15 protein-coding genes are annotated in these 14,501 nt (G+C 67.7%); 8 read left to right on the plus strand and 7 right to left on the minus strand.

Annotated elements, in window-relative coordinates; genetic code table 11:
- The first annotated feature begins 134 nt into the window (after nucleotides 1-134).
- Nucleotides 135-668 carry a peptidylprolyl isomerase gene (locus ABZ453_RS38790; RefSeq protein WP_208781654.1) on the plus strand — a complete coding sequence of 178 codons (534 nt, stop codon included), beginning with the start codon at nucleotides 135-137 and terminating at the stop codon, nucleotides 666-668.
- A gap of 98 nt (nucleotides 669-766) precedes the next feature.
- Entirely contained in the window at nucleotides 767-1,651 is an 885-nt protein-coding gene (locus tag ABZ453_RS38795) for a rhomboid family intramembrane serine protease (RefSeq protein WP_359022785.1), read from the plus strand.
- Nucleotides 1,652-1,933: 282 nt separating this feature from the next.
- Here ABZ453_RS38795 and crgA read toward each other — a convergent pair whose 3' ends face one another.
- Nucleotides 1,934-2,188, minus strand: a complete 255-nt coding sequence (gene crgA / locus ABZ453_RS38800; protein ID WP_359022787.1) for a cell division protein CrgA — start codon at nucleotides 2,186-2,188, stop codon at nucleotides 1,934-1,936.
- Nucleotides 2,189-2,330: 142 nt separating this feature from the next.
- On the opposite strand from crgA, the gene ABZ453_RS38805 reads away from it, so the two are divergent.
- The 6 genes from ABZ453_RS38805 to ABZ453_RS38830 are packed head-to-tail and all read left to right on the plus strand — an operon-like array spanning nucleotide 2,331 to nucleotide 6,497.
- A complete protein-coding gene (locus ABZ453_RS38805; RefSeq protein WP_359022789.1) occupies nucleotides 2,331-3,110 on the plus strand; it encodes a DUF881 domain-containing protein in 780 nt (259 codons plus the stop codon).
- 23 nt (nucleotides 3,111-3,133) lie between these two features.
- Nucleotides 3,134-3,820, plus strand: a complete 687-nt coding sequence (locus ABZ453_RS38810; RefSeq protein WP_359022791.1) for a class E sortase — start codon at nucleotides 3,134-3,136, stop codon at nucleotides 3,818-3,820.
- A 54-nt stretch (nucleotides 3,821-3,874) separates the two neighbouring features.
- Entirely contained in the window at nucleotides 3,875-4,036 is a 162-nt protein-coding gene (locus ABZ453_RS38815; protein WP_133048383.1) for a hypothetical protein, read from the plus strand.
- On the plus strand, nucleotides 4,033-4,671 hold the full coding sequence (locus ABZ453_RS38820) for an aminodeoxychorismate/anthranilate synthase component II (protein WP_359022794.1): 639 nt from the start codon (nucleotides 4,033-4,035) through the stop codon (nucleotides 4,669-4,671). The genes ABZ453_RS38815 and ABZ453_RS38820 overlap by 4 nt, the downstream gene beginning before the upstream one ends.
- The gene (locus ABZ453_RS38825; RefSeq protein WP_359022796.1) at nucleotides 4,668-5,729 is read left to right on the plus strand and encodes a class E sortase; all 1,062 of its coding nucleotides are present in this window, start codon (nucleotides 4,668-4,670) and stop codon (nucleotides 5,727-5,729) included. The genes ABZ453_RS38820 and ABZ453_RS38825 overlap by 4 nt, the downstream gene beginning before the upstream one ends.
- Nucleotides 5,730-5,735: 6 nt before the next feature.
- On the plus strand, nucleotides 5,736-6,497 hold the full coding sequence (locus ABZ453_RS38830) for a class E sortase (RefSeq protein WP_359022798.1): 762 nt from the start codon (nucleotides 5,736-5,738) through the stop codon (nucleotides 6,495-6,497).
- A 320-nt stretch (nucleotides 6,498-6,817) separates the two neighbouring features.
- Here ABZ453_RS38830 and pknB read toward each other — a convergent pair whose 3' ends face one another.
- From pknB to ABZ453_RS38860, 6 genes are all read right to left on the minus strand, one after another.
- A complete protein-coding gene (gene pknB / locus ABZ453_RS38835) occupies nucleotides 6,818-8,809 on the minus strand; it encodes a Stk1 family PASTA domain-containing Ser/Thr kinase (protein WP_359022800.1) in 1,992 nt (663 codons plus the stop codon).
- Between the two features lie 169 nt (nucleotides 8,810-8,978).
- Nucleotides 8,979-10,466, minus strand: a complete 1,488-nt coding sequence (locus tag ABZ453_RS38840) for a penicillin-binding protein 2 (protein ID WP_359022802.1) — start codon at nucleotides 10,464-10,466, stop codon at nucleotides 8,979-8,981.
- Nucleotides 10,463-11,911, minus strand: a complete 1,449-nt coding sequence (locus ABZ453_RS38845; RefSeq protein ID WP_359022803.1) for an FtsW/RodA/SpoVE family cell cycle protein — start codon at nucleotides 11,909-11,911, stop codon at nucleotides 10,463-10,465. The genes ABZ453_RS38840 and ABZ453_RS38845 overlap by 4 nt, the downstream gene beginning before the upstream one ends.
- A gap of 27 nt (nucleotides 11,912-11,938) precedes the next feature.
- Nucleotides 11,939-13,486, minus strand: coding sequence for a Stp1/IreP family PP2C-type Ser/Thr phosphatase (locus ABZ453_RS38850; RefSeq protein ID WP_359022804.1), 1,548 nt, complete (start codon nucleotides 13,484-13,486; stop codon nucleotides 11,939-11,941).
- A 120-nt stretch (nucleotides 13,487-13,606) separates the two neighbouring features.
- Nucleotides 13,607-14,122 carry an FHA domain-containing protein gene (locus ABZ453_RS38855; RefSeq protein ID WP_359022806.1) on the minus strand — a complete coding sequence of 172 codons (516 nt, stop codon included), beginning with the start codon at nucleotides 14,120-14,122 and terminating at the stop codon, nucleotides 13,607-13,609.
- A 10-nt stretch (nucleotides 14,123-14,132) separates the two neighbouring features.
- Nucleotides 14,133-14,501: FHA domain-containing protein (locus ABZ453_RS38860; protein ID WP_359022808.1), on the minus strand; the 369-nt coding region annotated here is incomplete at its 5' end.

The following is a 14,501-nucleotide window of genomic DNA, read 5'->3' on the forward strand; positions in this document are numbered from 1 at the left end:
GGTACCGGGGGGTACAAGACCGGTTTTCCGCATCCGGTTACCCGGGATCCGCGCCGAGAAGCGGGTGCCGGACGACGAGGGGCGGGTACCGTGCGAGGATCGGGGGGTTACGGAAAGACAACGGAAGGCAGATCGTGGCTGAGCAGCTTTACGCCACCCTGAAGACCAACCACGGCGACATCGACGTCCGGCTCCTGCCGAACCACGCCCCCAAGACGGTCCGGAACTTCGTCGAGCTCGCCCAGGGCGAGCGTGAGTGGGTCAACCCCGCCACCGGCGCCAAGTCCACGGACAGGCTCTACGACGGCACGGTCTTCCACCGGGTGATCAGCGGTTTCATGATTCAGGGCGGTGACCCGCTGGGCAACGGCACCGGCGGTCCCGGTTACCAGTTCGAGGACGAGTTCCACCCGGACCTGTCCTTCAACAAGCCGTACCTGCTGGCCATGGCCAACGCGGGTCCGGGCACCAACGGCTCGCAGTTCTTCATCACCGTCGCCCCCACGACGTGGCTGAACCGCAAGCACACCATCTTCGGCGAGGTCACCGACGCGGCCAGCCAGAAGGTCGTGGACGCCATCGCCACCGCCCAGACCAACCCGCGCACCGACCGCCCGGTCAACGACGTCGTCATCGAGTCGGTCGTCGTCGAGACGCGCGAGGGCTGAGTCGCCGCACGGCAGGAACCAAACGCCCCGCTCATCCGTAAAGATGGGCGGGGCGGTGCTTTTGCGCAACGCACCCGTACGACGACCTAGGGGATGTCATGGACCACGCGGCAGGCAGCTCGCAGGACGCCACGAGCGTGCCCGGCTGCTACCGCCACCCGGACCGCGAGACCGGCATCCGCTGCACCCGCTGCGAGCGGCCGATCTGCCCCGAGTGCATGGTCAACGCCTCGGTCGGCTTCCAGTGCCCCGAATGCGCCCGCGGCGACTCCGGCACCGGGCATCCGCCGGCCGCGGCCCGTCCTCGTACGATCGCCGGCGGCAGCGTCGCGGCCGACCCGCGCCTGTTCACCAAGATCCTTGTCGGGATCAATGTGGCGGTGTTCATCGCCGTGCACGTCCGGCCCTCGCTGCTGGACCACCTGGTTCTCATCGGGGAGTGGCCCCCGGCGCCGTACCACGCGACGCAGGGCGTCGCCGCGGGTGAGTGGTACCGCATGGTGACCTCGATGTTCGCGCACCAGGAGCTGTGGCACATCGCCTTCAACATGCTGAGCCTGTGGTGGCTCGGCGGGCCTCTGGAAGCGGCCCTGGGCCGTGCCCGCTATCTCGCGGTGTACTTCGCCTCGGGTCTCGCCGGCAGTGCCCTGGCCTATCTGGCGGGTTCCCCGACCACCGCGACCCTCGGCGCCTCCGGCGCCATCTTCGGCCTCTTCGGCGCCACCGCCGTGCTGATGCGCCGGCTCAACTACGACATGCGGCCGATCCTCGCCCTGCTGGCGATCAACCTGGTCATCACCTTCGGCTGGGGCGGTATCTCCTGGCAGGCCCACATCGGTGGTCTGGTCGCCGGTGTGATCACCGGCTACGGAATGGTCCATGCCCCCCGCAGACACCGCGCCCTCGTGCAGTACGGCACGTGTGCTCTCGTCCTGGTGGTTGTCGTGGTCCTGACCCTGATCAGGACGGCTCAGCTCACCTGACGTGCCCGGTTGTCCACAGCGGGTGGCGGATCTTGTGCATGACGGACGGGAACGGCTGTGCCCCCTGTCACTGACCGTGTTTGCGCAGGTCAGGCAGGGGGCGAACAGTCTTGCGAAGAGTCATGGGATGGTCGTACCGGCGTCAACGCCCGACGGGTTATCCACAGATCGTCGTTCTTTATCCCCAGGGGCTCTGTGGATTTTTTCTCCGGGCTGTGGATAACTCTGCGGATAGCCGTGGGCAGAGCTGGGTTCACCCGGCCGTAGCCGTCGCGTCGACCGCTACTTCCACTGCGTGGAGACGCCGAATCCCGCGGCGATGAAGCCGAAGCCCACCACGATGTTCCAGTTGTCCAGCGCGTCGATGGGCAGTGAACCGTCGGTCACATAGAAGACGACGATCCAGGCGAGGCCGATGACGAACATGGCCAGCATCACAGGCGCGACCCAGCCGCGGCTGTTCAGCTTGAGGGTGGTCGCCTGCTTCGCCGGAGGCGGCGTGTAGTCGGCCTTCTTGCGGATACGTGACTTCGGCACGAGGGTCTCTCCTGTCGATGCGCTGCGTGACCGCGCAGGGAACTGGGGCTGGCTCCGGGGCAGCGTACAAGGGGACTCTCAGAGCTCCCCCGGGCGTCCGTTAGCGTAGTGCTTCCGCGGTGCCGAAGGAGATAAGGGTACGTTGAGCAATTCTGCCGACTCCCCCCAGGCCGGATCCAGTCCTGGCCGGGGGCCCCGTTTCCGGCCCGTGCGGATCCTCACGGTGGCCGTCTTCGCCCTCGCGGGGCTCATTTTCTTCACCAGTTTCAATACGGCCAAGGGCACCAATATCCGTACGGACACGTCCTTGTTGAAGCTTTCGGACCTCATCCAGGAGCGCAGCCGCAAGAACAAGGAACTGGACGAGTCCAACGCCTCTCTGCGCGGGGACGTCGAGGCGCTCGCCGAGCGCGACGACGGCAGCACCAAAGCGCAGGACGAGAAGCTCGCCGGCCTGGAGAAGAGCGCGGGCACGCAGAAGCTCAAGGGCAGGGCGATCACCGTCACGCTCAACGACGCCCCGCCGAACGCCACCGCCAAGCTCCCCGGCTATCCCGAGCCGCAGCCCGACTACCTGGTCATCCACCAGCAGGACCTGCAGGCCGTGGTGAACGCCCTGTGGCAGGGCGGAGCCAAGGGGATCAAGATCATGGACCAGCGGCTGATCTCCACCAGTGCGGTGCGCTGCGTGGGCAACACCCTGATCCTCCAGGGCCGGGTCTACTCGCCGCCGTACAAGATCACGGCGATCGGGGACCCGGACAAGCTGAACCAGGCGATGTCGGCCTCGAAGGCGATTCAGAACTACATGGTGTACGTCAACGTGTACGGCCTCGGCTGGAAAGTCACCCAGGACGGGACGGTGACTCTTCCCGGCTACTCGGGCACAGTGGATCTGCACTACGCCCAGCCCGTGAAGTGAACTGAGCCGCTCGGGAGCTGCCGGTGCGCGTTGTCGTCAGGACCGTCAGCGAACTGTGCATCACCATCGGCGCGTTGATAGTCCTCTTCGTCGCCTATGTCCTGTTCTGGACCGGTGTTCGGGCGGACGGTGCGATGAGCCACCAGATCGATGTGCTGCACAACCAGTGGTCGAAGCAGACGGTGCGCCCCACGACGACGGCCGGCACCGCGGCCACGCTCAAGAAACCGGCGCCCTACAGTCCGGGCAGGCCTTTCGCGATCATGTACATCCCGCGGCTTGGTTTCACGTGGAACAAGCCCGTGCTGGAGAACACCGCCGTGAACACCCTGAAGAAGGGCCTCGGGCACTACGCGGACACCGCGCAGCTCGGCCAGGTCGGCAACTTCGCGGTCGCCGGCCACCGTCGCACGTACGGCGATCCCTTCGTGGACTTCCCGAAGCTCCGGCCGGGCGACGCCGTGGTGCTCACCGACGGGACCACCTGGTTCACGTATCGGATCGACAAAGGCCCCTACAAAACCGTTCCCACCGACGTTGAGGTGATCGACCCTGTGCCACGTAAGTCGGGGTACATGCGTCCGGGCCGTTATCTCACGCTGACCACGTGCGATCCGGAGTGGGGGCACAGCCACCGCCTGATCGTGTGGGGGCACCTGGACTCCACACAGCCTGTGGAGGCAGGCAAACCGGTCGCGCTGCGCCGTTAGTCTGGTGACGGTACGGCGTTGGACTGGTGCCGTGGGTGGAACGGAAGGGACGGCATGTACGGCTGGATCTGGCGGCATCTGCCGGGGAACGTGTGGGTGAAGGCGCTGATCTCGCTCGCGCTGGTCCTGCTGGTGGTCTACGTCCTGTTCCAGTACGTCTTCCCGTGGGCCGAACCGCTGCTTCCCTTCAACGATGTGACGGTGGACAACCAGTGAGCGCGCGCATTCTGGTCGTGGACAACTACGACAGCTTTGTCTTCAACCTGGTCCAGTACCTGTACCAGCTCGGCGCCGAGTGCGAGGTGCTGCGCAACGACGAGGTGTCGACCGCACACGCCCAGGACGGCTTCGACGGCGTCCTGCTCTCGCCCGGCCCGGGTACACCTGAGGAGGCCGGCGTCTGCGTCGAGATGGTGCGCCACTGCGCCACGACCGGCGTCCCGGTCTTCGGTGTCTGCCTCGGCATGCAGTCCATGCAGGTGGCGTACGGCGGTGTGGTGGACCGCGCCCCGGAGCTGCTGCACGGCAAGACCTCGCTGGTCGAGCACGGGGGCAAGGGCGTCTTCGCCGGCCTGCCGACGCCGTTCACCGCGACCCGCTACCACTCGCTGGCGGCGATGCCGCCCACCGTCCCGGCCGAGCTGGAGGTCACCGCGCGCACCCACGACGGGATCATCATGGGCCTCAGGCATCGTGAACTCCCCGTCGAGGGCGTGCAGTTCCATCCCGAGTCGGTGCTCACCGAACACGGGCACCGGATGCTGGCCAACTGGCTGGTGGAATGCGGCGACCAGGGCGCGGTGGCGAGGTCGGCGGGGCTGGCCCCGGTGGTGGGCAGGGCCACGGCGTGACCGCGCTGCGCCCCGAGCGCGAGTCCGGCACCTCGTACGGGCAGGAGCCGCACGAGGCCTCCGGCGCGTTCGAGGACTGGGCGGTGGGGCGGCAGGCCTACGAGCCGCCGATCGACGAGGAGACCGTGGCGCTGCGGATCCCGGAGCCGCCGCCCCGCGAGTCGATAACGGCTGTGCGGCCGTCTGACGCCTCAACGGCCGCTGCTGCGGGCGGAGTCACCCCGGGAGGCCGAGCGGCCCGCAGGAAGGCCGCCAAGCGCCGTCACGGGCGTCACGGGGGAGCTCCGGCGACTCCTGATACTGCTGAGGCTTCTGCTTCTGGTGAGTCTGGGGCGCGGGCACCCCTGTCCCGGATGGAGGCCCGGCGTCAGGCCCGCGCGCGCAAGCCCAGCGCCGGCGTGATCGCGAGCCGGGCGATCGGTGAGCTGTTCATCACCACCGGTGTCCTGATGCTGCTGTTCGTCTCCTACCAACTGTGGTGGACGAACGTCCGCGCCCACGCGCAGGCCGACAAGGAGACCAGCACCCTGCAGAACGACTGGGCCAGGGGAAAGCGCGCGCCCGGGGAGTTCGAGCCGGGGCAGGGCTTCGCGATTCTCCACATCCCCAAGCTGGACGTGGTGGTGCCGATCGCCGAGGGCGTCAGCAACAAGAAGGTGCTCGACAAGGGCATGGTGGGCCACTACGGCGAGGGCAAGCTGAAGACGGCGATGCCGTCCGCGAAGACCGGCAACTTCGCGCTGGCCGGCCACCGCAACACGCACGGCGAGCCGTTCCGGTACATCAACAAGCTCAAGCCGGGCGACGAGGTCGTCGTGGAGACGCAGGACGAGTACTACGTCTACAAGATGACCTCGACGCTGCCGGTGACCTCGCCCAGCAACACGAGCGTGATCGACCCCATCCCCAAGGGGTCCGGTTTCACCCAGCCCGGCCGCTACATCACCCTCACCACCTGCACGCCGGAGTTCACCAGCAAGTACCGGTTGATCGTCTGGGGCAAGATGGTCGAGGAACGGCCGCGCAGCAAGGGCAAGCCGGATGCGCTCGTCGAGTAGGGGCAGATGAACGTGGCAGCGACCACCGACGACAGACAAGAGGACACGGACGACGCGGACGCGTACACCGGCCCGCCGGACCGCCGCCGGGGTCCCGGCCGGATCGCCACGGCGGTCAGCGTCTTCGGTGAACTCCTCATCACCGCGGGCCTGTTGCTGGGCCTGTTCGTCGTCTACTCGCTCTGGTGGACGAACGTCGTCGCCGACCGCGAGGCGGACAAGCAGGGCGACAAGGTCCGCGACACCTGGGCCCACGAGCCGGGCGGCCCGGGCGCGCTGGACACGAAGAACGGCATCGGCTTCCTGCACGTGCCCGCGATGAAGAACGGCGAGGTGCTGGTGGAGAAGGGCACCTCGACGAGCGTCCTCAACGACGGCGTCGCCGGCTACTACACCGACCCGGTCAAGGCGACGCTCCCGATGACGGGCAAGAAGGGCAACTTCACGCTCGCCGCCCACCGGGACGGCCACGGCGCCAAGTTCCACAACATCGACAAGGTCAAGGTCGGCGACCCGATCGTCTTCGAGACCAAGGACAAGTGGTACGTCTACAAGGTCTACGACGTCCTCGACGAAACCTCGAAGTACAACGTCGAGGTCGTGGCCCAGGTCCCGAAGGAGTCCGGCAGGACCAAGGCCGGCCACTACATCACCCTGACGACGTGCACCCCGGTGTACACCTCGCGCTACCGCTACGTGGTCTGGGGCGAACTGGTGCGGGTGGAGAAGGTGGACAGCAAGAGGACGCCGCCGAAGGAACTGCAATAGGTTGCCTGACAGTGACGTCTTGTCACTGGTGAGCCGGGCCCGAAGCCGCAACTTGCCTTTGCGGCTTCGGGCCCACTGTGCGTGAGGCCCCTTCTATTCCAGGACCGTCAACGGCTCACACCAGGGCAAGCTCTGTCTGGCCCGGTCATCAACCCGCTCTCCCGCCGCCTGCCCGGCTGCGCGATGGGGGCCCGTCACGACGTCGACCTGGTAGCGGCTGCACTTGAGTAAAACCAGACCGCGAAGGGCCCCGACCTGGTCGCCGTCGAATTGGCAGCGACCAGGTGAGTGCACGGGCCCTTACGCGTCCGAGTGCGCCGTCAGCCGCCTGCGCCGCCGAAGAGGTTGGTGCCGCCGTCGTTCCCGCCGTTGTTGTTGCCGTTTCCGCCGAAGGTCGTCAGGTTGACCGACGATCCCTGGTCGACAGTGCTGCCCTGGCCCGGGTCCGAGCTGATGACGATGGCGTTGTCGTCCTGGGAGCCGTTGATGTTGCCGACCTGGAGGCCCACCTGCTGCAGGGCGTTCCTGACGTCCTTGAGTCGCTGGCCCTGGATGTTGGGTACCTGGACCTGGTTGTTCTGCTTCTGACCGATGTTGATCTGCACCGCGGTGTTCTTCTTGACCTGGGTGCCGATCGACGGGTTGGTCGAGATGGCCTTGCCGTCCTGGTTGTCGTCGGTCGTGGGCGTGTTGACGCAGTTGCCGGTAAGCCCGTTCTGCTGCAGCTCGGCCTTGGCGTCGTCACAGCTCTTGCCGCTGACGTCGGGAACCGCAACCGTTTCGGGGGCCTTGGCGATGGTGAGGGTGATGGTGGAGCCCTTTTCCACCTCAGCCCCAAGCTGCGGGTTCTGCTCCAGGACCGTGTTCGGGTCCTCGGAGGACTCTTGTGTCTTGGTCTTGACGACGAACTTGTACTGGTCGCCCTCCAAGAGCTGCTGCGCCTCGTCCAGGCTCTTCCCCACGACGCCCGGAACCTGCACCTTCGGCGCCCCGGTCGACACCACCAGGTTGACCGTGGTGTTCTTCTTGACCTTGGTGCCCGGTGTCGGGTCCGTGGAGCAGATGTTGCCCTTGGACTGGTTGGCGCAGGGCTGTTCCTTGACCGTGCCGACCTTGAGGTCGCTGTTGGTCAGCTGTTTCTCGGCGTCCGCCCTCGGCTGGCCGACGATGCTCGGCACGGCGACCGTGTCGTTGCCGCTGCCGTGTCCGCTGACCACCCACCTGCCGATCAGGATCGCGCCCACCAGCACCAGGATGCCCGCGACGACCAGCAGGATCGTCGAGGTGTTGTTCTTCTTCTGGCGCCGACGGTCGGGCCGGTCGTCGTAGCCGAAGCCGCCGTCGTCCGGGTTCATGGGCGGCAGCATCGACGTGGCGCCGGCGCCCGCGTCGGAGCGCAGGGCCGTCGTCGGCTGGTCGTCGGGGTAGCCGCCGTAGCCCACGGAACCCATCGCCGCCGTCGCCGCGACCGGCTGGCCGTCGAGGCACGCCTCGATGTCCATGCGCATCTCGTCGGCGGACTGGTAGCGGTAGTTGGGGTCCTTGACCAGCGCCTTCAGGACGATGGCGTCCATCTCGGGCGTGATCTCGGGGTCGAAGACGGAGGGCGGCTGTGCCTCCTCGCGGACGTGCTGATAAGCGACGGCCACAGGGGAGTCGCCGACGAACGGCGGCCGTACCGTCAGCAGCTCGTACAGCAGGCAACCCGTCGAGTAGAGGTCCGAGCGGGCGTCCACCTGCTCGCCCTTCGCCTGCTCCGGCGACAGGTACTGCGCGGTGCCGATGACGGCCGCCGTCTGCGTCATCGTCATGCCGGAGTCGCCCATGGCGCGGGCGATGCCGAAGTCCATGACCTTGACCTGGCCGTTGCGCGTGAGCATCACGTTGGCGGGCTTGATGTCACGGTGGACGATGCCGCTGCGGTGGGCGTACTCGAGGCCCTGCAGGATGCCGATGGTCATCTCCATGGCCCGCTCGGGCAGGAGCTTGCGGCCGGAGTGCAGGAGTTCGCGGAGCGTGGAGCCGTCTACGTACTCCATGACGATGTACGGGATCGAGACCCCGTCGATGTAGTCCTCGCCCGTGTCGTAGACCGCGACGATCGCGGGATGGTTGAGCGAGGCGGCCGACTGGGCCTCCCGGCGGAACCGGGCCTGGAAGGACGGGTCGCGCGCGAGGTCCGCGCGCAGCGTCTTCACCGCCACGGTGCGGCCGAGCCGGGTGTCGTGCGCGAGGTAGACCTCCGCCATGCCACCACGGCCGAGCACCTGGCCCAGCTCGTACCGGCCGCCGAGGCGACGCGGCTCTTCCATAGCTTCCTACCAGCCCTCTCCGTCGGTCCCGACCGGCACGGGTGTGCGGTCGGAGGCTGCCGTCCGGGCCTACCGTACCCGGCTAGCTTTGTGTGACCTGGCCAAGCCCGTAACCCGATACAGGACCGGTATCGCAACGTGCACCGATGTGAGGAGGGCGTGAGCGGGGTCACTTCTTGGAGTTGATGACCGCCTCCATCACGCTCTTCGCGATCGGCGCCGCGAGGCCGCCGCCGGAGATGTCGTCACGGTTGGCCTGGTCGTCCTCGATGACCACGGCCACGGCGACCGGCGCGCTGCCGTCGGGGAGCTTGGCGTAGGAGATGAACCAGGCGTACGGGTTCGCGCTGTTCTCGACGCCGTGCTGCGCGGTACCGGTCTTACCGCCCACCGTGACGCCGTTGATCTGCGCCTTGGTGCCGGTACCTTCCTTGACCACCGTCTCCATCATCGACTGCAGGATCTGCGCGTTCTTCGACGACAGGGGCTGGCTGAGCTCCTGCGGGTCGGTCTGCGCGATGGTGTCGAGGTTGGAGGACTGCAGCTTGTCGACCATGTACGGCTTCATCAGCTTGCCGTCGTTGGCGACCGCGGAGGCGACCATGGCCATCTGCAGCGGGGTCGCGGCGGTGTTGAACTGGCCGATGGAGGACAGCGCGGTCTGCGAGGAGTTCATGTTGTCGGAGAAGACCGAGGCCGCCGAGCGGACCGGCGTGAACTGCTCCGCGTCGAAGCCGAACTTCTTCGCCTCGGCGAGCATCTTGTCGTTGCCGAGGTCGGCGCCGATCTTGCCGAAGACGGTGTTGCAGGACACGCGCAGCGCGGTGCGCATGGTCGCGTTCTTGCAGGGGATGTTTCCCTCGTTCTTCAGCTCGGTCGTGGTGCCCTTCATGATGTAGGGCAGCGGCGAGTCGGTGTTCTGGTCGGCGGAGGTGTACAGCCCGTTCTCCAGCGCGGCCGAGGCGGTGACGACCTTGAAGGTGGAGCCCGGCGGGTAGGTCTCGCGCAGCGCCCGGTTCAGCATCGGGTCGTTCGGGTTGTTCTTCTTCAGCAGCGAGTTCCAGGCCTTGCTGTCCGTCGACGTGGAGTTGCCGGCGAAGCTCGAGGGGTCGTACGAGGGGTACGAGGCCAGTGCCAGGATCTTGCCGGTGGACGGGTCGAGCGCGGCGACCGCGCCCTTGCCGCCCTGGGCCTTCAGACCGTCGTACGCGGCCTTCTGCGCGGCCGCGTTGAGGGTGGTGACGACGTTGCCGCCCTGCCGCTGCTTGCCCGTGATCATGTCGAGTGTGTTGCGGAAGAAGAGCCGGTCGTCGTTGCCGGTGAGGATGCCGTCCTCGATGCTCTCCAACTGGGTGGCGCCGAAGGCCTGCGAGGCGAACCCGGTGACCGGCGCCCACATGGGGCCGTTCTTGTAGGTGCGCTTGTACTTCAGGTCGTTCAGGCCGCTCTTGCTCGTCGTGGTGGACCCGGTGATGGGATCGCCGTCGACGATGATGTCGCCGCGCGGGGTGGAGTAGCGGGCGATGGTGACACGGCGGTTCAACGTGTCGTTCCTCAGGCTGTCGGCCTTGACGTACTGCAGCCAGTTGTCCCTGACGAGCAGGGCGAGGACGAGAAGACCGCAGAAGATCGCGATCCGGCGCAGGGGCTTGTTCATGACGGGCGGACCACCTGGGTCATCTCGGCGTCGGGGTTGCTGGCGGGCGTGGGCGCCGGGCGTCGGGCGGTGTCGCTGATGCGGATCAGGATGCCGATGAGGGCCCAGTTGGCGATGACGGAGGAACCGCCGTACGCCAGGAAGGGCATCGTCATACCGGTCAGCGGGATCAGGCCCATGACGCCGCCCGCGACGACGAAGACCTGGAGGGCGAAGGCGCCCGAGAGGCCGACGGCGAGCAGCTTGCCGAAGGGGTCGCGGGCGGCGAGGGCGGTGCGGATACCGCGCTCCACGATCAGGCCGTAGATCAGCAGGATCGCCATCAGGCCGGCCAGGCCCAGCTCCTCGCCGAAGGTGGCGAGGATGAAGTCGGAGTTGGCGGCGAAGCGGATGAGGTCGGAGTGGCCCTGGCCCCAGCCGGTGCCGAGGGTGCCGCCGGAGCCGAAGGACCAGAGGGCCTGCTGCAGCTGGTCCGAGTGGACTCCGGTGACACCAGGGGTACGGCTGAGCTTGTACTCGTTCATAGGGTTGAGCCAGGCCTGGACACGGGTCTGGACGTGCGGCTCGAAACTCGCCACGCCGACGGCGCCGACCGCGGACATCAGCAGACCGAAGACGATCCAGCTGGTCCGCTCGGTGGCGACGTACAGCATGATGACGAACATTCCGAAGAACAGCAGCGACGTACCGAGGTCGGTCTCGAAGACCAGGATGAGGATCGAGATCATCCAGACGACGATGATCGGGCCGAGGTCGCGGCCGCGCGGCAGGTACAGGCCCATGAAGCGGCGGCTGGCCAGAGCGAGTGCGTCGCGCTTCACCATGAGGTAGCCGGCGAAGAAGATCGCCAGGACGATCTTGGCGAACTCACCGGGCTGGATGGTGAAGCTGCCGACCTTGATCCAGATCTTGGCGCCGTAGGTGAGGTTGGCGCCGAGGCCCGGCACCAGCGGGAGCAGCAGCAGGACCAGCGCGCCCGCCATGGAGATGTACGTGTACCGCTGCAGGGTGCGGTGGTCCTTGAGGAAGATCAGCGCGACCACGAACAGCGCGATGCCCAGCGCGGTGTAGATGAGCTGGTTGGTCGCCTTGCCTCCCGCGACGCCGATGGACTGCAGCAGCTTGGACTGGTCGAGTCGCCAGATGGCGACGAGACCGAGGCCGTTGAGCAGCGTGGCCAGGGGCAGCAGCAGCGGGTCCGCGTACGGGGCGAACTTCCGCACCACGAGGTGGGCGACGCCGGCGAGCAGACCGAGGCCCAAGCCGTACCCGAGCAGGCCGGCCGGCACCTTGTCGTCGATGGCCAGGCCCACGTTGGCGTAGGCGAAGACCGGGATGACGACGGCGAACACCAGGAGCGCGAGCTCGGTGTTGCGTCTGCTGGGCGCTCCGATCGCGCCGATCGTGGACGTGTGGTGCGTCGGTGTGTTGGTAGTACTGCTCATCGTGTGACGGGGCCTCTCACGGCTTGCCTACTGCTTACCGCACATCGAGACGACCTTCTGCTCTTCCTCCGAGAGGCTGGGGCCGGGGCTGGGAGTGGCGGTGGTCGCGGACGGGTTCGGGGTCGGGGAGGACTTCGGCTTCGGGGACGGGCTCGGTGACGACGTGGCCTTGGACGTGAGCGAGGTGCTGGTGGTTCCCGTGGTGCCACCGGCCTGGCCCTGACCGGTCTTGGCGTTGTTCTTGCTCTCGGCCGCCTGCCGCTCGGACTGCTTCTTGCACGCGGAGGCCTGTACGGCGAGCTCGTCGACCTTCTTCCGGGCGTCCGTCAGGCCGCCCTCGGCGATCGTGTTCTTGACCTGCTTCTGCTGGTACGGCGGCAGGTACTTGAGTTCGATCTCGGGGTGGTCCTTCTCCACCTTGGACAGGGACACCCAGGCCAGGTCCTGGCTGATGCCCCGGTACAGCGCCACGTGCTCGCCGTTGGTGCCGACGTAGTACTGGGTCTGCGTCCAGCGGTAACCGCCGTACAGACCGCCGCCGATGACGGCGAGCGCGAGCACCGAGTAGAAGGATCTCTTCAGCCACTTGCGGCTTGTGCGCGGTTTGACGAAGTCGTCGTCGGTGTAGTCGCCGAAGCTGCCGGCCGGGATGTAACCGGTGGTGTCGCCGGATCCGGGCGGCCCGAACTCGCCGCCTCCGCCCTGTCCGGGCACCTGTCGGCCGAGGTGGGAGGCGCGTCCCGCGGGCGTCTGCATGATCCCGGGGTCGTGGTGCAGGTGGTTCTGGTTCTCGGCGACGGCGCCGACGACGACCGGGGTGTCGGAGAGCTGCCCGGCGAGGGTGTCCCCGGTGTCCAGGTCCAGGACGTCGGCGATGATCACGGTGATGTTGTCGGGGCCGCCGCCGCGCAACGCCAGCTGGATGAGCTCCTGGACGGTCTCCTGGGGGCCCTGGTAGCTGGCGAGGGTGTCCTCGAGGGTCTGGTGGGAGACCACGCCGGACAGGCCGTCGGAGCAGATCAGGTAGCGGTCGCCGGCCCGGACCTCACGGATCGACAGGTCCGGCTCGACGTGCTCACCGCTGCCCAACGCCCGCATGAGCAGGGACCGTTGGGGGTGGGTGGTGGCCTCTTCCTCGGTGATGCGGCCCTCGTCGACCAACCGCTGCACCCAGGTGTGGTCCTGTGTGATCTGCGTCAGGACACCGTCGCGGAGCAGGTACGCGCGCGAGTCGCCGACGTGTACGAGACCGAGCCGCTGCCCGGTCCACAGCAGGGCGGTGAGCGTCGTGCCCATGCCCTCCAGCTGCGGGTCCTCCTCGACCATCGCGCGCAGCTGGTCGTTGGCCCGCTGTACGGCGGCGCCGAGGGAGGTGAGGATGTCGGAGCCCGGCACGTCGTCGTCGAGGGCGACGATGGTGGAGATGGCCTCGGAGGAGGCGACCTCGCCGGCGGCGGCGCCGCCCATGCCGTCGGCGATCGCGAGCAGACGCGGGCCGGCGTATCCGGAGTCCTCGTTGCCCTCCCGGATCATGCCTTTGTGCGATCCGGCGGCGAAGCGCAGTGACAGACTCATGCGCACCTCGCCCGTCGGCTCCGGGTACATCCGCACGGTGCCCACCCTCCGGTCGGGAGCGCGCCGGGGCCCGTGGTGGGGGCCGCCGCTGCGTGCTCGCTCCGCTCGCTCATTGTCGTACTACTTCCGCAGCTCGATGACTGTCTTGCCGATGCGGATCGGCGCGCCCAGCGGAATCGGCGTGGGGGTCGTCAGCCGGCTCCGGTCGAGGTACGTGCCGTTGGTGGAGCCGAGGTCCTCGACGATCCAGTTGCCGTCGCGGTCCGGGTAGATCCTGGCATGGCGGCTGGAGGCGTAGTCGTCGTCCAGCACGATCGTGCTGTCGTGCGCCCGGCCCAGGGTGATGGTCTGGCCCTGCAGGGCGACCGTGGTGCCGGTGAGGATGCCCTCGCTCACCACGAGCTTGGTGGGCGCGTTGCGGCGCTGGCGGCCGCCGGACTGCTGGCGCTGCTGCGGAGGAGACGCCTGCTGGCGGGCGGCTTGCTGCTGCTGCCGCCCGGCCTCTCGCCTGGACCCGCGCTGGGTGACGCGCGTACCGAACAGGTCGCTGCGGATGACCTGCACGGCCACGATCACGAACAGCCACAGTACGGCCAGGAAACCCAGCCGCATGACCGTGAGGGTCAGCTCTGACATTGCCCCCGCTTCACCCTTCGGCTTGCCGGTAAATGATGGTGGTACTGCCCACGACGATCCGCGAGCCGTCGCGGAGCGTAGCGCGGGTGGTGTGCTGCCCGTCCACCACGATGCCGTTGGTGGACCCGAGATCCTGGATCGTCGAGGGCGTTCCGGTCCGGATCTCACAGTGCCGGCGGGAGACGCCGGGGTCGTCGATCCGCACGTCGGCTTCGGTGCTGCGGCCCAGCACCAGCGTCGGGCGGGAGATCTGGTGGCGTGCGCCGTTGATCTCGATCCAGTAGCGGGTACGGCCGCCGGCCGCCGGGGCGGTCGCGGGCCGCTGGAGATAGGGAGCGCTGCCGCGGGCGCCGGGCGGCGGTGCGGCGGGCATCGGCGG

Origin of the sequence: Streptomyces sp. NPDC005799, from assembly GCF_040630525.1 — a bacterium.
In the GTDB taxonomy this organism is placed as follows: Bacteria; Actinomycetota; Actinomycetes; order Streptomycetales; family Streptomycetaceae; genus Streptomyces; species Streptomyces griseorubiginosus_B.

Coding starts and splice junctions, on each gene's coding strand:
- ABZ453_RS38840 (WP_359022802.1), bottom strand. CDS start 10,466: ATGAACAAGCCCCTGCGCCGGATCGCGATCTTCTGCGGTCTTCTCGTC.
- pknB (WP_359022800.1), bottom strand. CDS start 8,809: ATGGAAGAGCCGCGTCGCCTCGGCGGCCGGTACGAGCTGGGCCAGGTG.
- ABZ453_RS38830 (WP_359022798.1), top strand. CDS start 5,736: ATGAACGTGGCAGCGACCACCGACGACAGACAAGAGGACACGGACGAC.
- ABZ453_RS38795 (WP_359022785.1), top strand. CDS start 767: ATGGACCACGCGGCAGGCAGCTCGCAGGACGCCACGAGCGTGCCCGGC.
- ABZ453_RS38850 (WP_359022804.1), bottom strand. CDS start 13,486: ATGAGTCTGTCACTGCGCTTCGCCGCCGGATCGCACAAAGGCATGATC.
- ABZ453_RS38855 (WP_359022806.1), bottom strand. CDS start 14,122: ATGTCAGAGCTGACCCTCACGGTCATGCGGCTGGGTTTCCTGGCCGTA.
- ABZ453_RS38845 (WP_359022803.1), bottom strand. CDS start 11,911: ATGAGCAGTACTACCAACACACCGACGCACCACACGTCCACGATCGGC.
- ABZ453_RS38815 (WP_133048383.1), top strand. CDS start 3,875: ATGTACGGCTGGATCTGGCGGCATCTGCCGGGGAACGTGTGGGTGAAG.